Raw genomic sequence first — 19,989 nt, forward strand, 5'->3', positions numbered from 1 at the left:
AGAAAATTAACGATCTGAGAGAACGGTTTTATCACCAAACAGGATAACGCGTTCAATAGGATAAACATCAATTTTTTCTTGTTGGTTCATAAAGACTTTACGCGCATCTTCAGCTAATTGAACAAATGGAATTTGTAAATTAATATTGATGGATTTGCCTGGTTGTAATGGGGTTTCTAAATTGATTTGCATATCTTGGCTGTAAATAACTTTGCGGTTATTCACATACACACCCACCCATTGAATGTTTTTGATTGGTTTTTGACCAATATTGATGATTTCATGTTTGAATGCACTTAATGCTTGGCCATTTTCATCAACCACCATTTCACGATTACCAATATTGATGGCAAGGTATTTGTCGATGTTATCACTCGCTTTTACCGCTTGTTGTTGGGTTTGTGTTGCTTTTGCGGGGGGGGCTTCTTTTGCAATAACTTGCGTGTTAAATGCTAAACATAATGCACCTAATGAAAGTGCGGTCAGAGATTTCAATGTTTTCATTATTCGATTCCTTATAAAAAAGTGGCAAAATTTTACCCTAACTTCTATGGTTAATAAATAGCTTCTTTTCCTTTCTTGGATTTTTTGATAAACTGCCGAACAATTTTGGGGCTGATTCTGGATTCGACGGGATTAGCGAAGCCCAAGGTGCACGTCGAGGTGCGGTAGGCCTCGTAAATAAACCGCAAAAAAATAGTCGCAAACGACGAACAATACGCTTTAGCAGCTTAATAACCTGCTCATAGCCTTCGCTCCCCAGCTTCCGCTCGTAAGACGGGGATAAAGCGGAGTCAAACCAAAACGAGATCGTGTGGAAGCCGCTGTTTGAGGATCGAAGCACTAAATTGAATCAAACTAGCTTAAGTTTAGCGTGTCTGTCCGCATGCTTAAGTGAAATTAAAGATGAGACTAAACGTGTAGTACTGAAGGTAGAGTAATTTCGGACGCGGGTTCAACTCCCGCCAGCTCCACCACAAAATAAACCTATCAAGTCCTATGAAAGACTTTAAAGCCTTGAAAATAATGACTTCAAGGCTTTTTTATTACGCTTTTAACTTCTATTAAACTCTCGAACTTGAGTAGTAAGTTTAATAGTTGGCGCTTATTGATTGGTTAAATTGTTGTATTACTAAAGTGCTTAGTAATCGGTAAATTATCAGCTAAAGGAGAAAAAATGAATATTTTATTATTAGACGGTGGAAAAGAGTTTGGCCATTCACATGGTGAGTTAAATCACACACTTCACAAAAAAGCGAAAGAAGTTTTGACTGCACTTGGACACAATATAAAAGAAACTGTGATTGATGCCGGCTATGATGTTGAAGCAGAAATTGAAAAATTCTTGTGGATGGATGCCGTGATTTGGCAGATGCCAGGTTGGTGGATGCACGAACCTTGGACAGTTAAAAAATACATAGACGAAGTATTAACCGCCGGACACGGCAAGCTTTACCACAGTGACGGCCGTCATCGTGTCAATCCGACAGAAGGCTACGGCACAGGTGGCTTGTTGCAAGGCAAAAAACACATGCTCTCACTTACATGGAATGCCCCGATTGAAGCGTTCACCCGTGAAGGCGACTTCTTCGAAGGCAAAGGCGTGGATGCGTTATACATGCACTTCCACAAACTCAACGAATTCATCGGTTTGACTCGTCTGCCAACATTCTTATGTAACGATGTGATTAAAAATCCACAAGTAGAACAATACTTAGCAGACTACCAAGCACATTTGGAAAAAGTATTCGGTTAATTGTAAAATATTAGTTTAGAAGGTGAGCATTTGAACTCACCTTTTTTATTTTTCTCTAATCAAATTTCCTAACGGGGAAGGGAAGAGGAATAGACTGACTTTAGATCAAACAAGCGGTCTAATTTTGAATTGAATTTGCAAAAACATCTAAAAATCTGACCGCACTTTAAAATAAAAAGATCTAAACATCCTTAATTTGAAACTGCTTACGCCAGCGATTCGGTGAAATCTTATGTTTTTTCAAGAAGTGCTGACGTAAGGCGGTATCGCTATGAAATCCACTTTGTTCTGCAATGTCAGTGATAGATAAATCTGTGCTTTCCAAAAGCTCTCTTGCTCGTTGTAGCCTTGCTTCAATTAACCATTGATTTAATGACATTCCGGTTGCTTTACGAAAATGTCGGGTGAAAGTGCTACGGCTCATTGACAAACGTTCGGCAAGGCTATCAGTCGAATGAAGTGCGGTCAGATTTTCATTTAAATAAGCAAGCAACGCATTGATATTATGATTAGGTGTCGAACGAGAAATAGGGCGTTCGATAAATTGTGCTTGTCCGCCTTCACGATGAGGGGGGATAACCAGTATTCGGGCAATATGATTGGCAATTTTCACACCATATAATTTACGGACAATAGAAAGACAACAATCCATGGAAGCTGCCGTTCCTGCGGAGGTAATCAGTCGATCTTGTTCCAAATAAATAGGATTTAAATCCCATTTCACCTGAGGAAAGCGACTAGTAAAATCACTATCTCCCAACCAATGTGTGGTTGCTTTTTTGCCGTTAAGTAGGCCACTGCACGCTAACACATAGGCGCCATAACATAACCCCACTACTGTCGCACCACGTTGATACGCTTGCCGTAATGCTGTTAATAAAGCCTCACTCGGCATTACTTGAGTATCATGCCATCCAGTCATCACAACAATATCGGCATTCTCCAACCACTCTAAACCTCCATCTAAATGTATGTGAAATAGCGAGTTTGTCAGGTTGTCCGAATCGCTAACGATTTTACACTCAAATAACGGCTTGCCGTTTAAATCCGACATAGAAAAAACGGAATATGCCATCGCAAAATGAATGGGCATCATTTGTTCATACACAATCAAAGCAACTGTGGGTTTATTCATTTTATTTCTCCTACTTTGATATGAGCATAGCACAAAAATGACCTGATTATTACGTTTATTGATTTTTTGTCTATTTTTGCGCAATTTTGTTCTCACTATAATATGTTTATTCATTCAATAACGTATATAGAAAAGGAAAAACAATGAACTTAAAAACCTTAATTAGCGCTACAGCATTGGCTATTAGCGCAAACACTTTCGCTGTAGATCTTGCCTCTAAAAACACTGATAGCTACCAACATATCCGCAATGCTACTGGTCGCCTGAACTATGCAGGGAAAACTTTTTTAATTGACCCGATGCTTGCTGAAAAAGGACGTTATGCAGGCTTTGAAGGAACATTAAATAGCCATTTGCGTAATCCACTTGTGGAATTACCGATGAAAGCAGAAGATACTTTCAAAGATGTTGATGCCATTATTTTGACTCATACACATGAAGATCATTGGGATGAGGTTGCACAAAAAATTTTACCTAAATCCATCAAAATTTTTGTGCAGCATGAACGGGATGGCGACTTACTCAAAGCGCAAGGTTTTACTAACATAACCAGCTTATTGTTGGAAAAACCGGTGGAGTTTGAAGGTATTATTTTAAATAAAACCGGTGGTTCTCACGGTACAACGGAAATGTACGCTGTGCCACAATTGGCTGAGATTTTAGATGAGGCGATGGGTGTAATATTCCAAGCGAAAGGTCATCCAACGGTGTACTTGGTTGGTGACACAATTTGGACTGCCGAAGTAAACAAAGCTATTAATCGTTATAAACCATATGTAATGATTATGAACACAGGTGATGCGCGTACCTTAGCTTTTCCGAATGACGGCATTATTATGGGGTTACAAGATGTTGCTCATGCTCGTAACATGCTACCAAATACAAAACTTATCACGGTGCACATGGATGCAGTAAATCATATGTCTGTGTACCGTAAGGATTTACGCCAATTTGTCCAAGCAAACAAGCTTGAAAATGTAGTAATTCCAGAAGATGGTGAAACAGTGAAGTTTTAAAAACAAGCGGTTTTAATTTTGAATTGAATTTGCAAAAACACCTAAAAATTTGACCACACTTTGTTATAAAAAAGCCGTCTGAAATTTCAGACGGCCTTTTTCTAAGAAATAATTTTAATTAATTCCTTCCACTAAAATTGCGCGGCCTGTTGTTGCGCCCAAACGGATGGATTTGAATGCTTGGAAACGCCGAAATCGGGCACGATACGCAATACTTTCCGCAAAACGGGTTTTCTGTTTCAGGAAAACCGCCTGCTGGAAAACTTGACTGCGATGCAGAATATCGCTATTTTTATGGACAAACCCGATGAAGGCGAAATCATCGCGCTGGCGGCGAAAGTCGGGTTGACTGCGGGCGATTTGAACAAATATCCGACCGAATTGTCCGGCGGCATGGCGAAACGGGTAGCATTTTTGCGCCTGCTGCTGTGCGGCTGCGACCTTGCCTTGCTGGACGAGCCGTTCGTCGGTTTGGACCGCGATTTGCGCGATATTTTGGTCGCCATGCTGGTGGAAAAAATCGAGCGGCAGGGCATGGCGTGTATGCTGGTAACGCACGACCGCTTCGAAGCCGCACGCCTGAGCCATGAAATCATGCTGCTTTCCACTAAGGGCATGAACGTGCAAAACGTGATTACCCTGCCTACGCCGCTGTCTGAACGCGATTGGGCTTTTGAAGAAGCCGTGGTGGCAAGAGAGTTTCAGGGGATTCATTATTATGAGTGATAGGAATTTAAATTTCTGACAAACCTTGCGGTTCGTTGCCCTCTCCCTAGCCCTCTCCCACGGGGAAAGGGGATCAGGTTTCTCAAAATCAGAGAGCCGTAGAATTGGGAATCAGATGTCAGGTAAACCTGAAAATGTTCAGGCTCGACAGCCCAATTCCCTCTCCCCGTGGGAGAGGGCTAGGGAGAGGGTAAGCAAGCCGCAGGCTTGCCTCTTTAGCGAAAGATACGAATCTGTTATCCGAACGCGATTCGGTTTTTGAAAAAGCCGTGGTGCCAAGGGGGCAGGGGATTCATTATGAGGTGCTTTATGTTTTCGACTGTGATTACTGCTGCTGTTTTATATATTGCTACAGCAGTAGATTTGTTGGTAATACTATTAATATTTTTTGCTAGAGCAAATACTAGAAAAGAATATCGAGATATTTATATCGGACAATATTTAGGTTCTGTAATTTTAATATTAGTTAGTTTATTTCTAGCTTTTGTTTTGAATTATGTTCCGGAAAAATGGGTGTTGGGTTTATTAGGTTTAATACCGATTTACTTAGGTATTAAAGTTGCTATTTACGACGATTGTGAGGGCGAAAAAAGAGCTAAAAAAGAATTGGATGAAAAAGGGTTGTCAAAATTAGTCGGTATTGTTGCTTTGGTTACAGTTGCTAGTTGTGGTGCAGATAATATTGGACTTTTTGTTCCTTACTTTGTGACTTTAGATCTTGTCGACTTATTAGTTACTCTTCTTGTATTTTTAATATTGATTTTTGTTTTAGTATATACAGCACAAAGATTGGCTAATATTTCAGGTGTTGGTGAAATTGTAGAGAAGTTTAGTCGTTGGATAATGGCTGTTATTTATATTGGTTTAGGGTTATTTATTATTATTGAAAATAATACAATTCAAACAATAATATCAATAATATGAATGATACGGGCATTTGAGTATCTGACAAACCTTCGGCTTGCTTCTTCAATACAAGATACAACCCTGTCCGCCCAATAAATCCATATCCGAAAGCATCTTCATGCAGAATTAAGCCAAACCATGAATAAGTTTTTCACCCACCCCATTCGGCCGTTTTTCGTCGGTGCGGCGGTGCTTGCCATACTCGGCGCGTTGGTGTTTTTCATCAGCTCCGGTGCCGTCATTTTGAAATGAAACCAAATCAAAGTCGATTGAACCATCGTCCACTTGGGTACGACCATCACGTCCGCCGGTTGCTGTTGCTGATGTTTTGTAGAAAATTTTCATGATATTGTCCTCAATTCAATATTGGTTAAATGTTTTGGCGTACTGCCGTTGAAAGTGAGTTCATTATATTGAACGGCAATATGAAGTGTTATATGATTTATCCAAATTACTTGCCTATTCCTACAAAATTATGTTCTCAACTGAAATGATAGAACGATTATTAAAGGTTATTCCACATAACGAACTCTATTCATCATCGATTAAAGGCTTATTTCTTCGCCATTCAGATCAACCATTTTGTTACGAGGGTATTATTCAAGAGCCGAGCATTTGCATCGTGTTAAGCGGAGAACGTGAAGTGCAGCTAGGCGAACAATGCTACCGATTTGATAATCAACATTTTATGTTTTGCCCAGTAAACATACCGATGCGTGGCGAGATTAAATATGCAGAGCCGCAAAAGCCGTTTTTAGTGATGTCGATGAAAATTGATATTGAAAGCGTTAGCAAGATTTTATTAGCAAATCCAAACCTTGCAGATGATGTCCAACAGGGCGACGAGGGTTTTGCACAATGGCATTTGGATGAATCTCTCAAAAATGCTGTTGAACGCTTATTACTCTTGCACGAAAATCCAAAAGATATTGGGTTTCTTGCACCGCTTATCCAACAAGAAATTTATTATCGACTCCTTACAGGCGAGCAAGGTGGCAAATTTAAAGCCATGGTAAGCAATGGATCGCACACCAAAAAAATCGCCCAAGCCACCCATTATCTGCAACAACATTTTAGTGAAACCATCACCGTGGAAACCTTGGCAAATCTATGTGGTATGTCATTATCTGGATTTCATAGTCATTTTAAGAAGATAACCAGCCTTTCACCGCTGCAATATCAAAAATCCTTACGTCTGATGGAAGCCAGACGACTGATCGCACAAGAAGGGCGAGGCATTACCGAAACTGCTTACCAAGTTGGCTACGAGTCACCTAGCCAATTCAGCCGTGAATACAAACGCTATTTCGGACATGCACCGAAGGGGGATATTAAATAGATGGGGCTTAAAGATAGGTTTAAAAACACCTAAAAATTTGACCGCACTTTATCATTTAAAAAACCGTTTGAAACGATCATTCAGACGGTTTTTTATTTAACTGAAATTTTGTGAAAGAGATTAAAAATGAGATAATTCTCAAACCTTTTAAGAGGCGTTATTTATAAAAATATTTGGAGAAAGCATGGAACACAAACTTGAGGATATCATTGCGATTTTTAATCAATGTTTTGAAGAAGAATATAATACGCGATTGGTTAAAGGTGGGGATGAGCCGATTTACATTCCTGCAAATGATGAGGTGCCTTATAACGCCATTTACTTTGCAAGAGGCTTTTACAGCAGTGCATTACATGAAATTGCCCATTGGTTAGTGGCGGGGAAAGAGCGCCGTAAATTAGAAGATTTTGGCTATTGGTATGAGCCGGATGGCCGTTCAGAAGATCGTCAGCGTGATTTTGAAAAGGTCGAAGTGAAGCCTCAAGCGTTGGAATGGATTTTAGCCACTGCGGCAGGGTTTCGTTATTTTGCCAGTGCCGATAATTTGAATGGCAATCCAGGGGATACCCAACCATTTAAGCAAGCGGTGTATGAGCAAGTGAAAACCTATGCAGAAAAAGGCTTACCAAAACGTGCAGAAACCTTGCGTCATGCGTTGGCTAAATTTTATGGTACAGAAGATCGAATTGATTTAGCGAAGTTTGATGTGACTCGCATCTAAAGTGCGGTCATTTTTAGGCAGATTTTGCGTCTGTCAATTTTCCTTAAAATCGGCTAGAATAGGCCGATTTTATTTTTGGCTTTAACTTTATAAAAATATGAAAGATTCTATTATTGCAAAACTTGAAAGTTTAAAAGAACGTTATGAAGAATTAGAGGCATTGCTAGGTGATGCGTCGGTAATTTCGGATCAGGATAAATTCCGTGCGTATTCTAAAGAATATTCACAACTTGAAGATGTGGTGAAATGTTTTAATCGTTGGAATCAGCTTAACTCTAACATTGCTGAAGCAGAATTGATGTTAGATGATCCTGAAATGAAAGAAATGGCAGAAATGGAAATTGAAGAATCCAAAGCCGAAATTGAAGAAGTCGAGCAACAACTTCAAATTCTTTTATTACCAAAAGATCCAAATGATGAATATAACTGCTATTTAGAAATTCGTGCAGGTACAGGTGGTGATGAAGCGGGTATCTTTGCCGGCGATTTATTCCGTATGTATAGCCGTTATGCTGAAAGTAAACGCTGGCGTGTTGAAATGCTCAGCGCAAATGAAAGCGAGCAGGGCGGTTATAAAGAAGTGATCGTTAAAGTAAGCGGTGATGGCGTGTATGGTCAGTTAAAGTTTGAATCAGGCGGCCACCGTGTACAACGTGTACCAAAAACAGAAAGTCAAGGCCGTATTCATACTTCTGCTTGTACTGTTGCGGTGATGCCTGAATTACCAGAATCTGAAATGCCGGAAATCAATCCAGCAGATTTACGTATTGATACCTACCGTTCATCTGGTGCAGGTGGTCAGCACGTTAATACAACAGACTCTGCGGTACGTATTACTCACATTCCAACGGGTATTGTGGTGGAATGTCAGGATGAGCGTTCACAACACAAAAACAAAGCAAAAGCGATGTCTGTATTGGCTTCACGTATTGTTCAAGCGGAGCAAGAACGTCAAGCTGCTGAGCAAGCGGATACTCGCCGTAACTTATTAGGTTCAGGCGATCGTTCTGATAAAATTCGTACTTATAACTACCCACAAGGTCGTGTAACAGATCACCGTATCAACTTAACGCTCTATCGCTTAGATGAAGTGATGAACGGCAAGATTGATGAGCTTATTCAGCCGATTATCACTGAATATCAAGCAGATCAATTAGCGGCGTTATCTGAGAGTAATTAATGACCTATCAACAATGGCTTGCCGATGCTGCGCAAGCCTTAAATCAGGTAAATCCGACAGAGAATGGTAAAGTTGATGCGTTAGTGCTATTGCAACACGCAACGGGTAAATCGAGAACACAAATTTTAGCTTTCGATGAAACGGAAATTGATGAAAAAGTGCGGTTAAAATTGACCGCACTTTTAGATCGTCGTTTAAAAGGCGAACCTATCGCTTATATCCTCGGTGAAAAAGAATTCTGGTCCTTGCCTTTAAATGTGTCTGAAGGAACATTAATTCCTCGCCCCGATACTGAAATTCTTGTAGAAAAAGCATTACACATTGCGTTAGAAAAACTGGAAGAAAATCCACCGCACTTTCGTATTCTCGATCTCGGAACCGGCACTGGCGCCATTGCGTTGGCGTTGGCTTCTGAACTTTCTCCTATTTGTCAAAAAAAGAATATTCAATTAGATGTTATTGGTGTGGATTTAATGCCAGAGGTCGTCAAATTAGCGCAATTCAATGCAGAAAAAAATCAGCTCAAGGTACAATTTTTGCAGAGTCGTTGGTTTGAAAATGTTGAAGGGCAGTTTGATATTATCGTCAGTAATCCACCTTATATCTATGAAGCCGATGAGCATCTTTTCCAAGGTGATGTGCGTTTCGAGCCTCGTTCGGCGTTGGTAGCAGGTGAAAACGGTTTAGCTGATTTACGTCATCTTATTGAGTATGCGCCAGGACATTTAAAAGATAACGGCTATTTATTGTTAGAGCACGGCTGGAAACAGGGCGAAGAAGTGCGGTCAATTTTCTGGCAAAATCATTGGCAAGGGGTTGCAACCATACGGGATTATGGCGACAATGAGCGCGTAACATTGGGATATTGGAAGCGGTAATGAAATACGATCAAAAAGCCTTGTATGCTGAACTGACTCATTTTTATCTGAGCATTTGTGAGAAAGAGCAACTTGATGAGCCTCGCTTAAGAGGGCTTGTTGGAAGCTTGGTGCGCAAAGCTCGCCAAGCTATTCCTAAAGAATGGGATGATAAAGCTAAAATTCATCAACTCTTGCAGTTATTTTACGGTGATTGGGGCTTTCATTGCGATGCGGATAATTATTTCTATGCTCGTAATTTATACCTTCCGTATATTTTAGAAGAACGTGAAGGTATGCCGGTAAGCCTTGGCGCCTTAATCCTTCATTTGGCAGCAAGTTTAAAATTGCCGATTTATCCCGTGAATTTCCCGACCCAACTGATTTTGCGTGCAGAAGTTGATGGCGAAGTGGCGTTTATTGATCCTTGGAGCGGAAAATATATTTCAGTGGATGAATTGAAAAAACTCTATGAAGGTGCCTTTGGTTTTGGGGCTCAAATTCAACCTGAAGATTTAGCTCGAGCAGATATTCCGATGCTTACCGCACGTTTCCGTCAGCTCGCCAAAAATGCCTTAATTCGTGAAGAACAAAACGATTTGGCTTTTAATTATATCCAATTCTTGTTAGCAGGAAGAAAAGATCCTTACGATATTCGCGATCGTGGCTTAGTGTTGGCGCAAATGGGCGCTTATCCTTCAGCCATTGAGGATTTGGAATATTTTGTAGATCAATGTCCAAATGATCCCACTTCTTCTCTGTTAAAAACTCAACTTTTAGAACTGAAAGGCGAAGCATTGAAAGATGCCAATGCCATCCATTAAAAAGGAAATATTATGCAAAATAAAATTGTAAAAATTGGCAATATTGATGTCGCAAATGACAAACCTTTTGTACTTTTCGGCGGAATGAACGTGCTTGAAAGTCGCGATATGGCAATGCAAGTTTGTGAAGCTTACGTGAAAGTAACTGAAAAGTTGGGCGTTCCTTATGTTTTTAAGGCATCTTTCGATAAAGCTAACCGTTCTTCAATTCATTCTTACCGTGGTCCAGGCATGGAAGAAGGTTTAAAAATTTTCCAAGAGTTAAAAGAAACCTTCGGCGTGAAAGTGATTACCGATGTGCACGAAATCTATCAATGTCAGCCTGTTGCTGATGTGGTGGATGTGATTCAGTTACCGGCATTCTTGGCTCGTCAAACAGATTTGGTTGAAGCTATGGCAAAAACGGGTGCGGTAATTAACGTGAAAAAACCACAATTCTTAAGTCCAGGTCAAATGGGGAATATCGTGGATAAATTTGAAGAATGTGGTAATGATAAAATTATCCTTTGTGATCGCGGTTCGAACTTTGGTTACGATAATTTAGTAGTTGATATGTTAGGTTTCGGCGTAATGAAAAAAGTGTCTAAAGGCAGTCCAGTTATTTTTGACGTGACTCATTCATTACAATGTCGTGATCCGTTTGGTGCAGCTTCAGGCGGTCGTCGTGAACAAGTGACCGAATTAGCCCGTTCTGGCTTAGCAATTTGTATTGCAGGCTTATTCTTGGAAGCACATCCAAATCCAAATCAAGCAAAATGTGATGGCCCTTCTGCATTGCCACTTTCGGCATTAGAAGGCTTTGTCTCACAGATGAAAGCCATTGATGATTTAGTGAAGTCTTTCCCTGAATTAGATACGTCTATCTAATTGAGAAGTGCGGTTGAAAACAGCGTTGTTTTTGACCGCACTTTTGTTCTGTAAAAGGAGATAACAATGAATATCGTATTTTTAGACAGCACGGCAATTCCGAAACATATTCCTATTCCTCGTCCAAGCTTTCCGCATAACTGGGTAGAGTATGAATATACTTCTGCGGAGCAAACTATTGAGCGAGCAAAAGACGCGGATATTATTATCACCAGTAAAGTGATTTTAAGCCGTGAGGTATTGCAACAACTACCTAAATTAAAATTGATTGCTATCACCGCAACAGGCACCAATAACGTGGATTTAGACGCGGCAAAAGAATTGGGTGTGACGGTTAAAAATGTAACGGGTTATTCTGCTACGACCGTACCTGAGCATGTGTTGGGGATGATTTTTGCGTTAAAACATAGTCTAGCAGGTTGGCAACGCGATCAAATCACTGGAAAATGGACTGAGAGTAAACAGTTCTGTTATTTTGATTATCCTATTACAGATGTTAAAGGTTCAACATTAGGTGTGTTTGGAAAAGGCTGTTTAGGCACAGAAGTGGGGCGTTTAGCCGAGCTTTTAGGCATGAAAGTTCTTTATGCTGAACATCAAAATGCGACAACGTGCCGCGAAGATTACACGCCTTTTGAAGAGGTGATAAAACAGGCCGATATTCTGACATTGCATTGTGCATTGACTGAAACAACTAAAAATTTAATCAATCAAGAAACCTTGTCACTTTGTAAGAAAGGTGCGTATTTAATTAATACTGGTCGTGGTCCATTGATTGATGAGCAAGCAGTTTGTGACGCATTAAAATCAGGACAATTAGGTGGTGCCGCATTAGATGTATTAGTGAAAGAACCACCAGAGAAAAATAATCCACTGATTGAATTAGCGAAAACGATGCCGAATTTAATTATCACACCTCATATTGCTTGGGCGAGTGATAGTGCGGTAACCACGCTAACGAAAAAAGTGGCGCAAAATATTGAAGATTTCGTTCAACAATTAAATCAAAAATAATGAATTTACCTATTTCTTTATACGTCGCCCTGCGATATTGGCGTGCAAAAAGCGCCGATCGTTTTGGGCGACTTGTTGCTAATTTGGCAAGCTTTGGCATCGTACTGGGTGTGATGGCATTGATTATTGTGCTTTCTGTCATGAATGGATTAGAAGGCTATCAAAAACAGCAGGTGCTTTCGAGCATTCCACACGCGATTATTAGCCAAGAGGCGCCTATTTCGGCAGAAAAACCGCTTGAAAATATACCGCACTTTGTGCAAAAAGCTGTACCGATTAATACCACGAATGTTGTGTTTCAAACGGCAAAAGGTGTGAGCGCGGGACAAGTGATTGGTATTCAGTCTTTTTCAGATGATCCTTTACTAGAAGGTTTCGATCCTAGTCAGTTTAACCAACTTTTACCGCAAGGTGAGTTTAAGTTGATTATTGGTGATACGTTGGCGCAAAAATTAGGCTTAGTGGTGGGCGATAAAGTTCGCTTAATGATTACGGAAAACAGCCAATACACCCCATTTGGTCGCGTGCCGATGCAGCGTTTATTTACGGTGAGCGAGCTTTATTATGATTATGGTGAAGCGTCAGGCTATGAAGTTTTTGCTAATTTAGCGGATATTGGTCGCCTAATGCGCATTCAACCAGGTGAGGCTCAAGGCTATCGTTTATTCCTGGATGATCCTTTCCAAATCACAGAATTGCCAACCTATTTTAAAGAGAGCAATATCAGTGACTGGCGTGTCCAAAAAGGGGAGTTTTTCCAAGCAGTTCGTATGGAAAAAAATATGATGGGCTTGTTGATTAGCTTAATTATTGTTGTGGCAATTTCTAATATCGTGACCTCATTAAGTTTAATGGTGGTGGATAAACAAGGAGAAATCGCCATTCTGCAAACGCAAGGTGTGACTAAATCACAAGTGCGTTCGATCTTTATTTATCAAGGCTTATTGGTGGGGCTAGTGGGCACATTGATTGGTGCTGTACTGGGGGTATTAATCACCTTAAACCTTGGGGCAATTTTAAGTGCGGTCAATCCGAATGGTGTTTTCTTGCCAACATCCATTGAGCCTGTGCAAGTCATTATTGTGATTGCTTTTTCTTTATTATTATCTTTATTATCAACTATTTACCCAGCTTATCGTGCGGCGAAAACTGAGCCAGCGGAAGCATTACGTTATGAGTAAAATATGAATAACTACTTATTAGAATGCCAAAATATTAATAAATTTTACCAAGAAGGCGAGAACCAAACCCAAGTATTAAAAGGCGTAAGCTTTGCTATGAAACCACAAGAATTAGTGGCGATTGTGGGGAGTTCTGGTTCAGGAAAAAGTACTTTATTGCACACTTTGGGTGGTTTAGATCAGCCAAGTAGTGGTGAAGTCTTTATTAAAGGGCAATCTTTGCAAAAAGCGTCTGAAAGTGAATTGGCCAAATTACGTAACCAAAATCTCGGTTTCGTGTATCAATTTCACCATTTAATGGCGGATTTTACCGCATTGGAAAATGTCATGATGCCGATGTTAATTGGTCGCCAGAATAAAACAGAAGCAAAAGATCGTGCTGAAAAAATATTGGGCGCAGTAGGCTTAAGTCATCGCATTACTCATCGTCCATCTGCACTTTCGGGTGGTGAACGTCAACGTGTGGCGATTGCTCGTGCATTGGTGAATAATCCCGCTCTCGTTTTAGCCGATGAACCAACGGGTAACTTAGATCATAAAACCACAGAAAGTATTTTTGAGTTGATTCAAACCTTGAATGCGGAACAAAACATTGCGTTTTTATTGGTTACGCATGATATGTCATTGGCACAAAAACTGTCTCGTTGCTTAACCATGCAAGACGGCATTTTGAAGGAAGGTGCATAATGAATACGCCTTTTTTCATTAGTTGGCGTTATCAACGGGGTAAGCAAAAGAATCCGTTGGTGGCGTTAATTTCAAAATTCTCTGCTATCGGTATTGCCCTTGGTGTGGCAGTATTGATTGTGGGATTAAGTGCGATGAATGGTTTTGAGCGTGAATTGAATTCACGTATTTTGGCTGTCGTGCCACATACGGAAATCACGGTAAATCCACATGACAATGAAGCCACATTAAACCATTGGCAGAACCTAGCGGAACGTCTAAAAACAAACAAAAAAATTACCGCACTTTCACCTTTTGTGAGTTTTACTGCCTTAGTCGAAAATGGCAATAAACTTAAAGTTGTACAAGTGAAAGGGGTCGATAAGCAAGCTGAAGATCAAGTGAGCTCTCTTGGTAAGTTTGTGGAAGGTGATGGCTGGCAAAAATTCGCAGAAGAAGGCGGATTGGTGCTGGGCTCTGGTATTGCCAAAGAGTTAGATGTTAAAGCTGGTGATTGGGTGTCATTATTGATTTCTCAACCTAATGGTGAAGATCAAATGGCTCAGCCTAATCGTGAGCGTGTTCAAGTGACCGCTATTTTGCGTTTAGATGGTCAGTTAGACCATAGTTATGCCTTACTGGCATTACCTCAAGCGCAAGAATTAATGGGATATCGTGAAGATCAAATTAGCGGTGTTGAATTGAAAATTAATGATCCATTTAAAGTACAAGACATGGATTATTCGATGCTGAATGATTATCCGCAACTGCTTTATATTCAAAACTGGGTGGCAAAATTTGGCTATATGTATCGTGATATTCAGCTTATCCGTACCGTGATGTATATCGCCATGGTGCTTGTAATAGGGGTAGCGTGTTTTAATATCGTTTCAACCTTAATTATGGCGGTAAAGGACAAGCAAGGTGATATTGCGATTATGCGAACCCTAGGGGCGAATAATGGATTTATTAAACAAATCTTTATTTGGTATGGCTTGCTTGCAGGAATGAAAGGCTGTTTGATTGGTATCGTGTTAGGTGTCGTACTTGCACTGAATCTCACGCCGATTATTCAAGGCATCGAGACATTACTCGGTAAAAAACTGTTATCAGATGGCATTTATTTCGTTGATTTCTTACCAAGCGAATTACATTGGTTTGATGTTGTATTAGTTCTCGTGGCGGCATTGGTATTGAGTTTACTCGCCAGTCTTTATCCGGCCAGTCGAGCGGCAAAATTACAGCCGGCTCAAGTATTGAGTAATCATTAATAAAAAATCAGGGATTAAGTACTTAATCCCTGATTTTTTATTGTTCAACCGTTAATTATTATTGGTTTTCTTTATCTGTTTTTAATAAACCAGATGAACCTTCGGAATAATCACGAGGCGGCTCTTCAGATTTACTTTCTGATGAGGCGGTCACCAATTGTTGTGTAAATAAACCTTTGTCGGCTGGTTTACTACCAAGCAAGGTTTCAGATGAAACTGCATAGTGACGATAGAGTTTTTGATAATCACCAATTAAGGTTTTAAATAATTCAGCACTTTCCGCGAAATGTTTTTCAAGTTGTGCTTGTTTATCGCTTAATTGTGTTTTGACTTCTTTTAGTTCAGCTTCGGTCTGAACTTGTTTTTTAACAGAACCTTTTGTTAAACGTAATAGCAAATAGCCTAAGATTACGCCAACTACAAGCCCAATCATAGCGGCTTGCCATATTTCTGGTATCCATGATTGCATACATTACTCCTTATTTTGAACTCAGTGTTTAGTGTAAAGGAAAAACAAAAAACTTTCTTTGCGGTTGATCACATTTTGAAAAAGCTGTGTTTACACGGCTGCAATAATCACGATTTCAACTTTCCAATCAGGATCCGCAAGTTTTGCTTCTACGGTTGCTCGGCTTGGTGGGTTTTGGCTATCGACCCATTCATCCCATGCTTGGTTGAGTTGAGCATAATCCGCCATATCAGCAAGGAATATTTGCGTGGTAAGAATTTTGCCTTTTTCAGAACCAATTTCAGCCAATAATTTATCGATCAGTGAAAGGACTTCTTTGGTTTGCTCGTAAGCATTTTGCTTAACAGTTTTTTCCGGTACTTGGCCTGCAAAATAGGCGGTATTGTTATGAATAACGACTTCAGAAAAGCGTTTACTTGGTTGAATGCGTTGAATCGACATAATGGCTCCTTTTTGATGAAGATAATTCCATTCTAAAGGCGGTTTTAGACTTTGTAAATCAAGAAATTGTGGGATAAAATAACTGAGAATTTTTATCAACTAAAGAGAACTATGAAACTCCTGATTTCGAATCAATATGGCGCCATTGTGATGGCATTATTGCCTTTTGTTTACGGTATGTTATTAGCCTCACCTGTTTGGGCGCATTTCTTTTTGCTTTTAGCTTGGTTCACCATGTATTTGCTGAGTTACCCAATGCTGAGTCTCTTTAAAGGCAAAAATATGGCGGAATATAAAAAGTGGACAATCATCTATGGTGTCGCAGCTTTTTTATTTGCGCTTCCTGCCATTTTTTATAACTGGCAAATTCTTTTCTTTATTGCCGCTATGTTTCCTTTTGTGTTGGTGAGTATCTATTACACCAAGAAAAAAGATGAACGCAATCTTCTCAATGATTTGGCAGGTATTGCGATTTTTGCCCTTGCAGGCATGGGATCCTATTATTTTTCTGACCGCACTTTTGATGAAAAAATCTGGTGGGTGGCGCTGTATCCAAGCTTATTTTTTATTGGTACCACACTTTACGTCAAATCAATGATGCGTGAACGCAAAAATCCGCTTTATCTCAAAGCCTCCATCATTTTCCACGTGCTTTGTGTACTCGGTTGCTTGTTTATCCAACAATATGTCTTGTCACTTGCTTTCGTGCCGGCGTTAATTCGTGCCATTTATTTACCCACCAAGAAACTTTCGGTTAAGCAAGTCGGTCTAATAGAATTCGGAACATCCGCCATTTTTTTGATTATTTTATTGATAGCGACATTATAAGATGAAGACATTAGCCAAATTTTTACTCCTCGCCACACTTACCTTAAGCAGTTCAGCATTTGCCATGAAAACCATTGATTTGGTCGATAAAGCGCAAATGACGGATCAACAAAAAATGGATCTGGCACAAAAACTGGCAGAGAAACAAGATTGGAAAGCGGTTTTTGAAATTATGTATCCTTTAGCTTTGGAAGGTAATTTACAAGCGCAAAGCAATTTAGGGATGCTTTATAATTTAGGTCGTGGAGTGGATGAAAATAAAGAGTTGGCTTATTGGTGGTTTAGCGAAGCTGCTGAGCGAGGCAGTATTAAAGCTATCAATAATTTGGCGGTCATGTATTTCAACGGCAACAACTATGTAAAACAAAATACCGCTCAAGCGATTAAATTATTTGAAGCCAGTGCAACAAAAGATCCCGATGCTATGCTTACCTTAGGGGAAATTTATACCAATCAGAAAGAATTTACCAAAGCCTTTGAATGGTTTCAAAAAGCCGCGAATGCGGGTAGCAATGAGGGGCGATTCCGTTTGGCTCGTTTGTATGAAGAAGGGATTGGGACACAAGTCAATATTGGTTTGGCCAAATTGCTTTATTTGGAAATTATGAATACGGCGAAAAAGGATGAAATCAAAGAAATCGCCAGACAGCGATTACAACGTTTAAGTTTGTATTAAGAAAAAGTGCGGTTGATTTTAACCGCACTTTTTTTATTTCACCTCTGCACCTTTCAACCAGCGTCTGATCCAACTGCGGTTTGGCATTAAGTTATGAATCAGATCTTCACTCATCGGTAAGGGTTCACCATAAATTAAGGAAGCCAGTGTTTCTCCTAAAAACGGTGCAGAGGTTAAGCCTCGTGAGCCTAATGCACCGATTAAATAAAGATTAGGGTAGTTTTCAGCTTGTTCTATTGGCTGCTTACGGCGGCGCAAATTAAACAAATTTTGATATTGTGCTTGCTGAGCTGAAAAATGCGGAACAGCGCCCATCATTGGCGTAAGATCACGTACCGAACAACGTATACCGATTCGAGCAAGATTACCCGATGTATCCACTTCTTTTGTCCAATCTTCAGGAATATTTTGCTGAATTTTTTGTTGGTTTTCTTGTTGTTCAGTTAGGCTAAATTCACGAGTCGCATTATCACGAACATGACTTGCGCCAATACAATGGCTAGCTTTTGCTTGATCGACTGGCGTAAGATAGCCGTCATAACACAACACAGTTTTGAGTTTGAGTAAGTTTACTGATGTTGGAATTTGGCTCACTTGCCCGCGAACAGGATAGAGGGGTAGTTTTTGTGTTTGCTCAAAATCAGTGAGCTTATGTCCGTTTGCTAAAATAACCACTTCATGGCAGAAAGTTTCATTTTCGTCAGTTTTGATTTGCCAACCGTGTTCTGTTTGTGAAAGTGCGGTTACTTTTTGTAATGTTTTAATCTGGACGCCTTGTTTCTCTAAAAAGGCAAAAGTATGCTGAACTAACTGACGAGGAGCAAGCCAAGCGCCTTGAGGAATAAAACCGCCACCAAAAGGTAACGGTAAACCTACTTTTTCGCTTAATTCAGTTTGGCTTAAAGACTGATATAAATCAGAAGGCAAGTTAAGCTCAGCGATTTTATTTAATTTACTTTCAGCTTTCTCATTGTAAGCACAAAGCGCGACACCGCAGAATTTGTGTTCAAATTCGATTTTTTGCTGAATTGCCCATTGTAGAAATTGATGGCCATAGGCAAAGGCATGAATATAAAAACGAATATTGCGCTCGTTATCATCACTCAGTTGCGGATAAAAAGCACCTTGTTTATTGCCAGATGCATTGAGGGCAGTTTGCTCATCTTCGCAATAAATTGTAATTTTGGCCCCACGTTTAACCAATGAAATAGCCGTGCAAAGAGAAGCAATCCCACCACCAATAATGGCAATATCTTGCTCGTTTAGATAAGCAGGCTGACTATGAAACCAGGGGGCTGAAAGTGCGGTCAGTTTTTCGTAAGTTTTTTGCCCAGAAAGACATTCTCGCTTTTTACCAAAGCCTTTGCGTTTTGTAATATCAAAGCCTGCATTTTCTAAGCCTTTTCTAACCGCACTTGCTGCAGTAAAGGTCGCAAAGGTGCCTTGTGGCTTAGTAAAGCGAAACATTTGCTGATAAAGCTGCTCGTTCCACATGTCGGGATTTTTACTTGGCGCAAAACCATCTAAAAACCACGCGTCTATTTTGCCATTCATATAATCGCCAAGCTGTGGCAGATTTTCAGCGACATCGCCAAACCAAAGATCTAACGTGGTTTCATCAAAATGAAAACGATAGCAACCTTGAATGGGATTAAGCCAATGCTGTTGTAAATGCTGAGCTAGATGAGAAAATTGCGGATAGGCTAAATGAGCTTGTTGTAACGCATCGAGTGGCAAAGGGTATTTTTCAAAAGAAATAAAATAAAGGCGTTTTAAAGGTGAATCTGGGTATTTTTGACGAAATTCACGGAAGAGCGTAGTCACCGCAAAGAAATTTAATCCTGTGCCAAACCCCGTTTCAGCAATCACAAAGTGGGCTTCTTGGTAATGAATCCAACGTTCCCACAACTGATTGCCTTCTAAAAACACATAATGGGTTTCCGCTAAGCCATCTTGATTAGAAAAATACACGTCATCGAATTTATCCGAAACAGGCGTATTCTCTTGGTTAAAATGAATTTTTGCGTGCTGAATGGTGAACATGTGTTAGCCCTTTTTTGCCTTATCAAATTCTTTTATAATAGCACGGAAATTTTGAGTCGGTTAAAACTTAACT

Annotated in this window: 22 protein-coding genes and 1 other RNA gene; 17 read left to right on the plus strand and 6 right to left on the minus strand. The window is 40.0% G+C overall.

The annotated features are described in order from the left end of the window. Positions 1 to 6: 6 nt before the first annotated feature. Complete coding sequence (locus tag ADA56_RS02260; RefSeq protein WP_049368984.1) at positions 7 to 504, minus strand: hypothetical protein; 498 nt, start codon at positions 502 to 504, stop codon at positions 7 to 9. 107 nt (positions 505 to 611) lie between these two features. Between ADA56_RS02260 and ssrA the strand changes: the two genes are divergently transcribed. Together ssrA and ADA56_RS02265 are read left to right on the plus strand one after the other, a co-directional pair. Continuing rightward, positions 612 to 977: a transfer-messenger RNA gene (gene ssrA, locus ADA56_RS09605) on the plus strand. A gap of 200 nt (positions 978 to 1,177) precedes the next feature. Beyond that, positions 1,178 to 1,756 (plus strand): NAD(P)H-dependent oxidoreductase, encoded by a 579-nt coding sequence (locus tag ADA56_RS02265; RefSeq protein WP_049368985.1) that lies wholly within the window; start codon positions 1,178 to 1,180, stop codon positions 1,754 to 1,756. A 181-nt stretch (positions 1,757 to 1,937) separates the two neighbouring features. Here the strand turns inward: ADA56_RS02265 and ADA56_RS02270 are convergent, their stop codons facing one another. Then, the gene (locus ADA56_RS02270; RefSeq protein ID WP_049368986.1) at positions 1,938 to 2,891 is read right to left on the minus strand and encodes a GlxA family transcriptional regulator; all 954 of its coding nucleotides are present in this window, start codon (positions 2,889 to 2,891) and stop codon (positions 1,938 to 1,940) included. Between the two features lie 143 nt (positions 2,892 to 3,034). Between ADA56_RS02270 and ADA56_RS02275 the strand changes: the two genes are divergently transcribed. From ADA56_RS02275 to ADA56_RS02285, 3 genes are all read left to right on the plus strand, one after another. Next, positions 3,035 to 3,907 carry an MBL fold metallo-hydrolase gene (locus ADA56_RS02275; protein ID WP_049368987.1) on the plus strand — a complete coding sequence of 291 codons (873 nt, stop codon included), beginning with the start codon at positions 3,035 to 3,037 and terminating at the stop codon, positions 3,905 to 3,907. 180 nt (positions 3,908 to 4,087) lie between these two features. Next, positions 4,088 to 4,633 (plus strand): ATP-binding cassette domain-containing protein, encoded by a 546-nt coding sequence (locus ADA56_RS02280; protein WP_232086025.1) that lies wholly within the window; start codon positions 4,088 to 4,090, stop codon positions 4,631 to 4,633. 309 nt (positions 4,634 to 4,942) lie between these two features. Further along, on the plus strand, positions 4,943 to 5,557 hold the full coding sequence (locus ADA56_RS02285; protein ID WP_003766668.1) for a CadD family cadmium resistance transporter: 615 nt from the start codon (positions 4,943 to 4,945) through the stop codon (positions 5,555 to 5,557). Positions 5,558 to 5,665: 108 nt separating this feature from the next. On the opposite strand, the gene ADA56_RS02290 is transcribed toward ADA56_RS02285, so the two are convergent. Next, the gene (locus ADA56_RS02290; RefSeq protein ID WP_049368989.1) at positions 5,666 to 5,884 is read right to left on the minus strand and encodes a hypothetical protein; all 219 of its coding nucleotides are present in this window, start codon (positions 5,882 to 5,884) and stop codon (positions 5,666 to 5,668) included. A gap of 130 nt (positions 5,885 to 6,014) precedes the next feature. Here ADA56_RS02290 and ADA56_RS02295 point away from each other — a divergent pair, with 130 nt between their 5' ends. The 10 genes from ADA56_RS02295 (at position 6,015) to lolE (ending at position 15,459) form a co-directional block, all read left to right on the plus strand. Next, positions 6,015 to 6,878 carry an AraC family transcriptional regulator gene (locus ADA56_RS02295; RefSeq protein WP_049369122.1) on the plus strand — a complete coding sequence of 288 codons (864 nt, stop codon included), beginning with the start codon at positions 6,015 to 6,017 and terminating at the stop codon, positions 6,876 to 6,878. A 184-nt stretch (positions 6,879 to 7,062) separates the two neighbouring features. Beyond that, positions 7,063 to 7,599, plus strand: a complete 537-nt coding sequence (locus ADA56_RS02300) for an elongation factor P hydroxylase (RefSeq protein WP_049368990.1) — start codon at positions 7,063 to 7,065, stop codon at positions 7,597 to 7,599. 97 nt (positions 7,600 to 7,696) lie between these two features. Beyond that, positions 7,697 to 8,779, plus strand: coding sequence for a peptide chain release factor 1 (gene prfA / locus ADA56_RS02305; protein WP_005698533.1), 1,083 nt, complete (start codon positions 7,697 to 7,699; stop codon positions 8,777 to 8,779). Next, positions 8,779 to 9,657, plus strand: a complete 879-nt coding sequence (gene prmC / locus ADA56_RS02310; RefSeq protein WP_049368991.1) for a peptide chain release factor N(5)-glutamine methyltransferase — start codon at positions 8,779 to 8,781, stop codon at positions 9,655 to 9,657. Before prfA ends, prmC begins: the two co-directional genes overlap by 1 nt. After that, positions 9,657 to 10,460 (plus strand): SirB1 family protein, encoded by an 804-nt coding sequence (locus ADA56_RS02315; protein ID WP_049368992.1) that lies wholly within the window; start codon positions 9,657 to 9,659, stop codon positions 10,458 to 10,460. The genes prmC and ADA56_RS02315 overlap by 1 nt, the downstream gene beginning before the upstream one ends. A gap of 12 nt (positions 10,461 to 10,472) precedes the next feature. Next, complete coding sequence (kdsA, locus tag ADA56_RS02320; protein WP_049368993.1) at positions 10,473 to 11,327, plus strand: 3-deoxy-8-phosphooctulonate synthase; 855 nt, start codon at positions 10,473 to 10,475, stop codon at positions 11,325 to 11,327. Between the two features lie 66 nt (positions 11,328 to 11,393). Continuing rightward, positions 11,394 to 12,341, plus strand: coding sequence for a 2-hydroxyacid dehydrogenase (locus ADA56_RS02325; protein WP_049368994.1), 948 nt, complete (start codon positions 11,394 to 11,396; stop codon positions 12,339 to 12,341). Then, positions 12,341 to 13,522, plus strand: a complete 1,182-nt coding sequence (locus ADA56_RS02330) for a lipoprotein-releasing ABC transporter permease subunit (RefSeq protein WP_049368995.1) — start codon at positions 12,341 to 12,343, stop codon at positions 13,520 to 13,522. The genes ADA56_RS02325 and ADA56_RS02330 overlap by 1 nt, the downstream gene beginning before the upstream one ends. A 3-nt stretch (positions 13,523 to 13,525) precedes the next feature. Continuing rightward, a complete protein-coding gene (gene lolD, locus ADA56_RS02335; RefSeq protein WP_014065207.1) occupies positions 13,526 to 14,209 on the plus strand; it encodes a lipoprotein-releasing ABC transporter ATP-binding protein LolD in 684 nt (227 codons plus the stop codon). Beyond that, positions 14,209 to 15,459 carry a lipoprotein-releasing ABC transporter permease subunit LolE gene (gene lolE, locus ADA56_RS02340; RefSeq protein WP_049368996.1) on the plus strand — a complete coding sequence of 417 codons (1,251 nt, stop codon included), beginning with the start codon at positions 14,209 to 14,211 and terminating at the stop codon, positions 15,457 to 15,459. The genes lolD and lolE overlap by 1 nt, the downstream gene beginning before the upstream one ends. A gap of 58 nt (positions 15,460 to 15,517) precedes the next feature. On the opposite strand, the gene ADA56_RS02345 is transcribed toward lolE, so the two are convergent. Beyond that, entirely contained in the window at positions 15,518 to 15,928 is a 411-nt protein-coding gene (locus ADA56_RS02345; RefSeq protein WP_049368997.1) for a YhcB family protein, read from the minus strand. Positions 15,929 to 16,018: 90 nt separating this feature from the next. Then, the gene (locus tag ADA56_RS02350; RefSeq protein ID WP_014065210.1) at positions 16,019 to 16,369 is read right to left on the minus strand and encodes a RidA family protein; all 351 of its coding nucleotides are present in this window, start codon (positions 16,367 to 16,369) and stop codon (positions 16,019 to 16,021) included. Between the two features lie 111 nt (positions 16,370 to 16,480). On the opposite strand from ADA56_RS02350, the gene ADA56_RS02355 reads away from it, so the two are divergent. Together ADA56_RS02355 and ADA56_RS02360 are read left to right on the plus strand one after the other, a co-directional pair. Next, the gene (locus tag ADA56_RS02355; RefSeq protein ID WP_049368998.1) at positions 16,481 to 17,197 is read left to right on the plus strand and encodes a YwiC-like family protein; all 717 of its coding nucleotides are present in this window, start codon (positions 16,481 to 16,483) and stop codon (positions 17,195 to 17,197) included. A 1-nt stretch (position 17,198) separates the two neighbouring features. Then, positions 17,199 to 17,873 carry a tetratricopeptide repeat protein gene (locus ADA56_RS02360; protein ID WP_049368999.1) on the plus strand — a complete coding sequence of 225 codons (675 nt, stop codon included), beginning with the start codon at positions 17,199 to 17,201 and terminating at the stop codon, positions 17,871 to 17,873. A gap of 33 nt (positions 17,874 to 17,906) precedes the next feature. Here the strand turns inward: ADA56_RS02360 and mnmC are convergent, their stop codons facing one another. Further along, the gene (gene mnmC, locus ADA56_RS02365) at positions 17,907 to 19,916 is read right to left on the minus strand and encodes a bifunctional tRNA (5-methylaminomethyl-2-thiouridine)(34)-methyltransferase MnmD/FAD-dependent 5-carboxymethylaminomethyl-2-thiouridine(34) oxidoreductase MnmC (RefSeq protein ID WP_049369000.1); all 2,010 of its coding nucleotides are present in this window, start codon (positions 19,914 to 19,916) and stop codon (positions 17,907 to 17,909) included. Positions 19,917 to 19,989: the final 73 nt, after the last annotated feature.

This window comes from Parahaemophilus parainfluenzae, from assembly GCF_001055095.1.
GTDB lineage: Bacteria > Pseudomonadota > Gammaproteobacteria > Enterobacterales > Pasteurellaceae > Haemophilus_D > Haemophilus_D parainfluenzae_Z.

Bases quoted from the DNA above. Each gene is read 5' to 3' on its own strand.
- ADA56_RS02260 (WP_049368984.1), bottom strand. From the start codon at position 504: ATGAAAACATTGAAATCTCTGACCGCACTTTCATTAGGTGCATTATGT.
- ADA56_RS02265 (WP_049368985.1), top strand. From the start codon at position 1,178: ATGAATATTTTATTATTAGACGGTGGAAAAGAGTTTGGCCATTCACAT.
- ADA56_RS02270 (WP_049368986.1), bottom strand. From the start codon at position 2,891: ATGAATAAACCCACAGTTGCTTTGATTGTGTATGAACAAATGATGCCC.
- ADA56_RS02275 (WP_049368987.1), top strand. From the start codon at position 3,035: ATGAACTTAAAAACCTTAATTAGCGCTACAGCATTGGCTATTAGCGCA.
- ADA56_RS02285 (WP_003766668.1), top strand. From the start codon at position 4,943: ATGTTTTCGACTGTGATTACTGCTGCTGTTTTATATATTGCTACAGCA.
- ADA56_RS02290 (WP_049368989.1), bottom strand. From the start codon at position 5,884: ATGAAAATTTTCTACAAAACATCAGCAACAGCAACCGGCGGACGTGAT.
- ADA56_RS02295 (WP_049369122.1), top strand. From the start codon at position 6,015: ATGTTCTCAACTGAAATGATAGAACGATTATTAAAGGTTATTCCACAT.
- ADA56_RS02300 (WP_049368990.1), top strand. From the start codon at position 7,063: ATGGAACACAAACTTGAGGATATCATTGCGATTTTTAATCAATGTTTT.
- prfA (WP_005698533.1), top strand. From the start codon at position 7,697: ATGAAAGATTCTATTATTGCAAAACTTGAAAGTTTAAAAGAACGTTAT.
- prmC (WP_049368991.1), top strand. From the start codon at position 8,779: ATGACCTATCAACAATGGCTTGCCGATGCTGCGCAAGCCTTAAATCAG.
- ADA56_RS02315 (WP_049368992.1), top strand. From the start codon at position 9,657: ATGAAATACGATCAAAAAGCCTTGTATGCTGAACTGACTCATTTTTAT.
- kdsA (WP_049368993.1), top strand. From the start codon at position 10,473: ATGCAAAATAAAATTGTAAAAATTGGCAATATTGATGTCGCAAATGAC.
- ADA56_RS02325 (WP_049368994.1), top strand. From the start codon at position 11,394: ATGAATATCGTATTTTTAGACAGCACGGCAATTCCGAAACATATTCCT.
- ADA56_RS02330 (WP_049368995.1), top strand. From the start codon at position 12,341: ATGAATTTACCTATTTCTTTATACGTCGCCCTGCGATATTGGCGTGCA.
- lolD (WP_014065207.1), top strand. From the start codon at position 13,526: ATGAATAACTACTTATTAGAATGCCAAAATATTAATAAATTTTACCAA.
- lolE (WP_049368996.1), top strand. From the start codon at position 14,209: ATGAATACGCCTTTTTTCATTAGTTGGCGTTATCAACGGGGTAAGCAA.
- ADA56_RS02345 (WP_049368997.1), bottom strand. From the start codon at position 15,928: ATGCAATCATGGATACCAGAAATATGGCAAGCCGCTATGATTGGGCTT.
- ADA56_RS02350 (WP_014065210.1), bottom strand. From the start codon at position 16,369: ATGTCGATTCAACGCATTCAACCAAGTAAACGCTTTTCTGAAGTCGTT.
- ADA56_RS02355 (WP_049368998.1), top strand. From the start codon at position 16,481: ATGAAACTCCTGATTTCGAATCAATATGGCGCCATTGTGATGGCATTA.
- ADA56_RS02360 (WP_049368999.1), top strand. From the start codon at position 17,199: ATGAAGACATTAGCCAAATTTTTACTCCTCGCCACACTTACCTTAAGC.
- mnmC (WP_049369000.1), bottom strand. From the start codon at position 19,916: ATGTTCACCATTCAGCACGCAAAAATTCATTTTAACCAAGAGAATACG.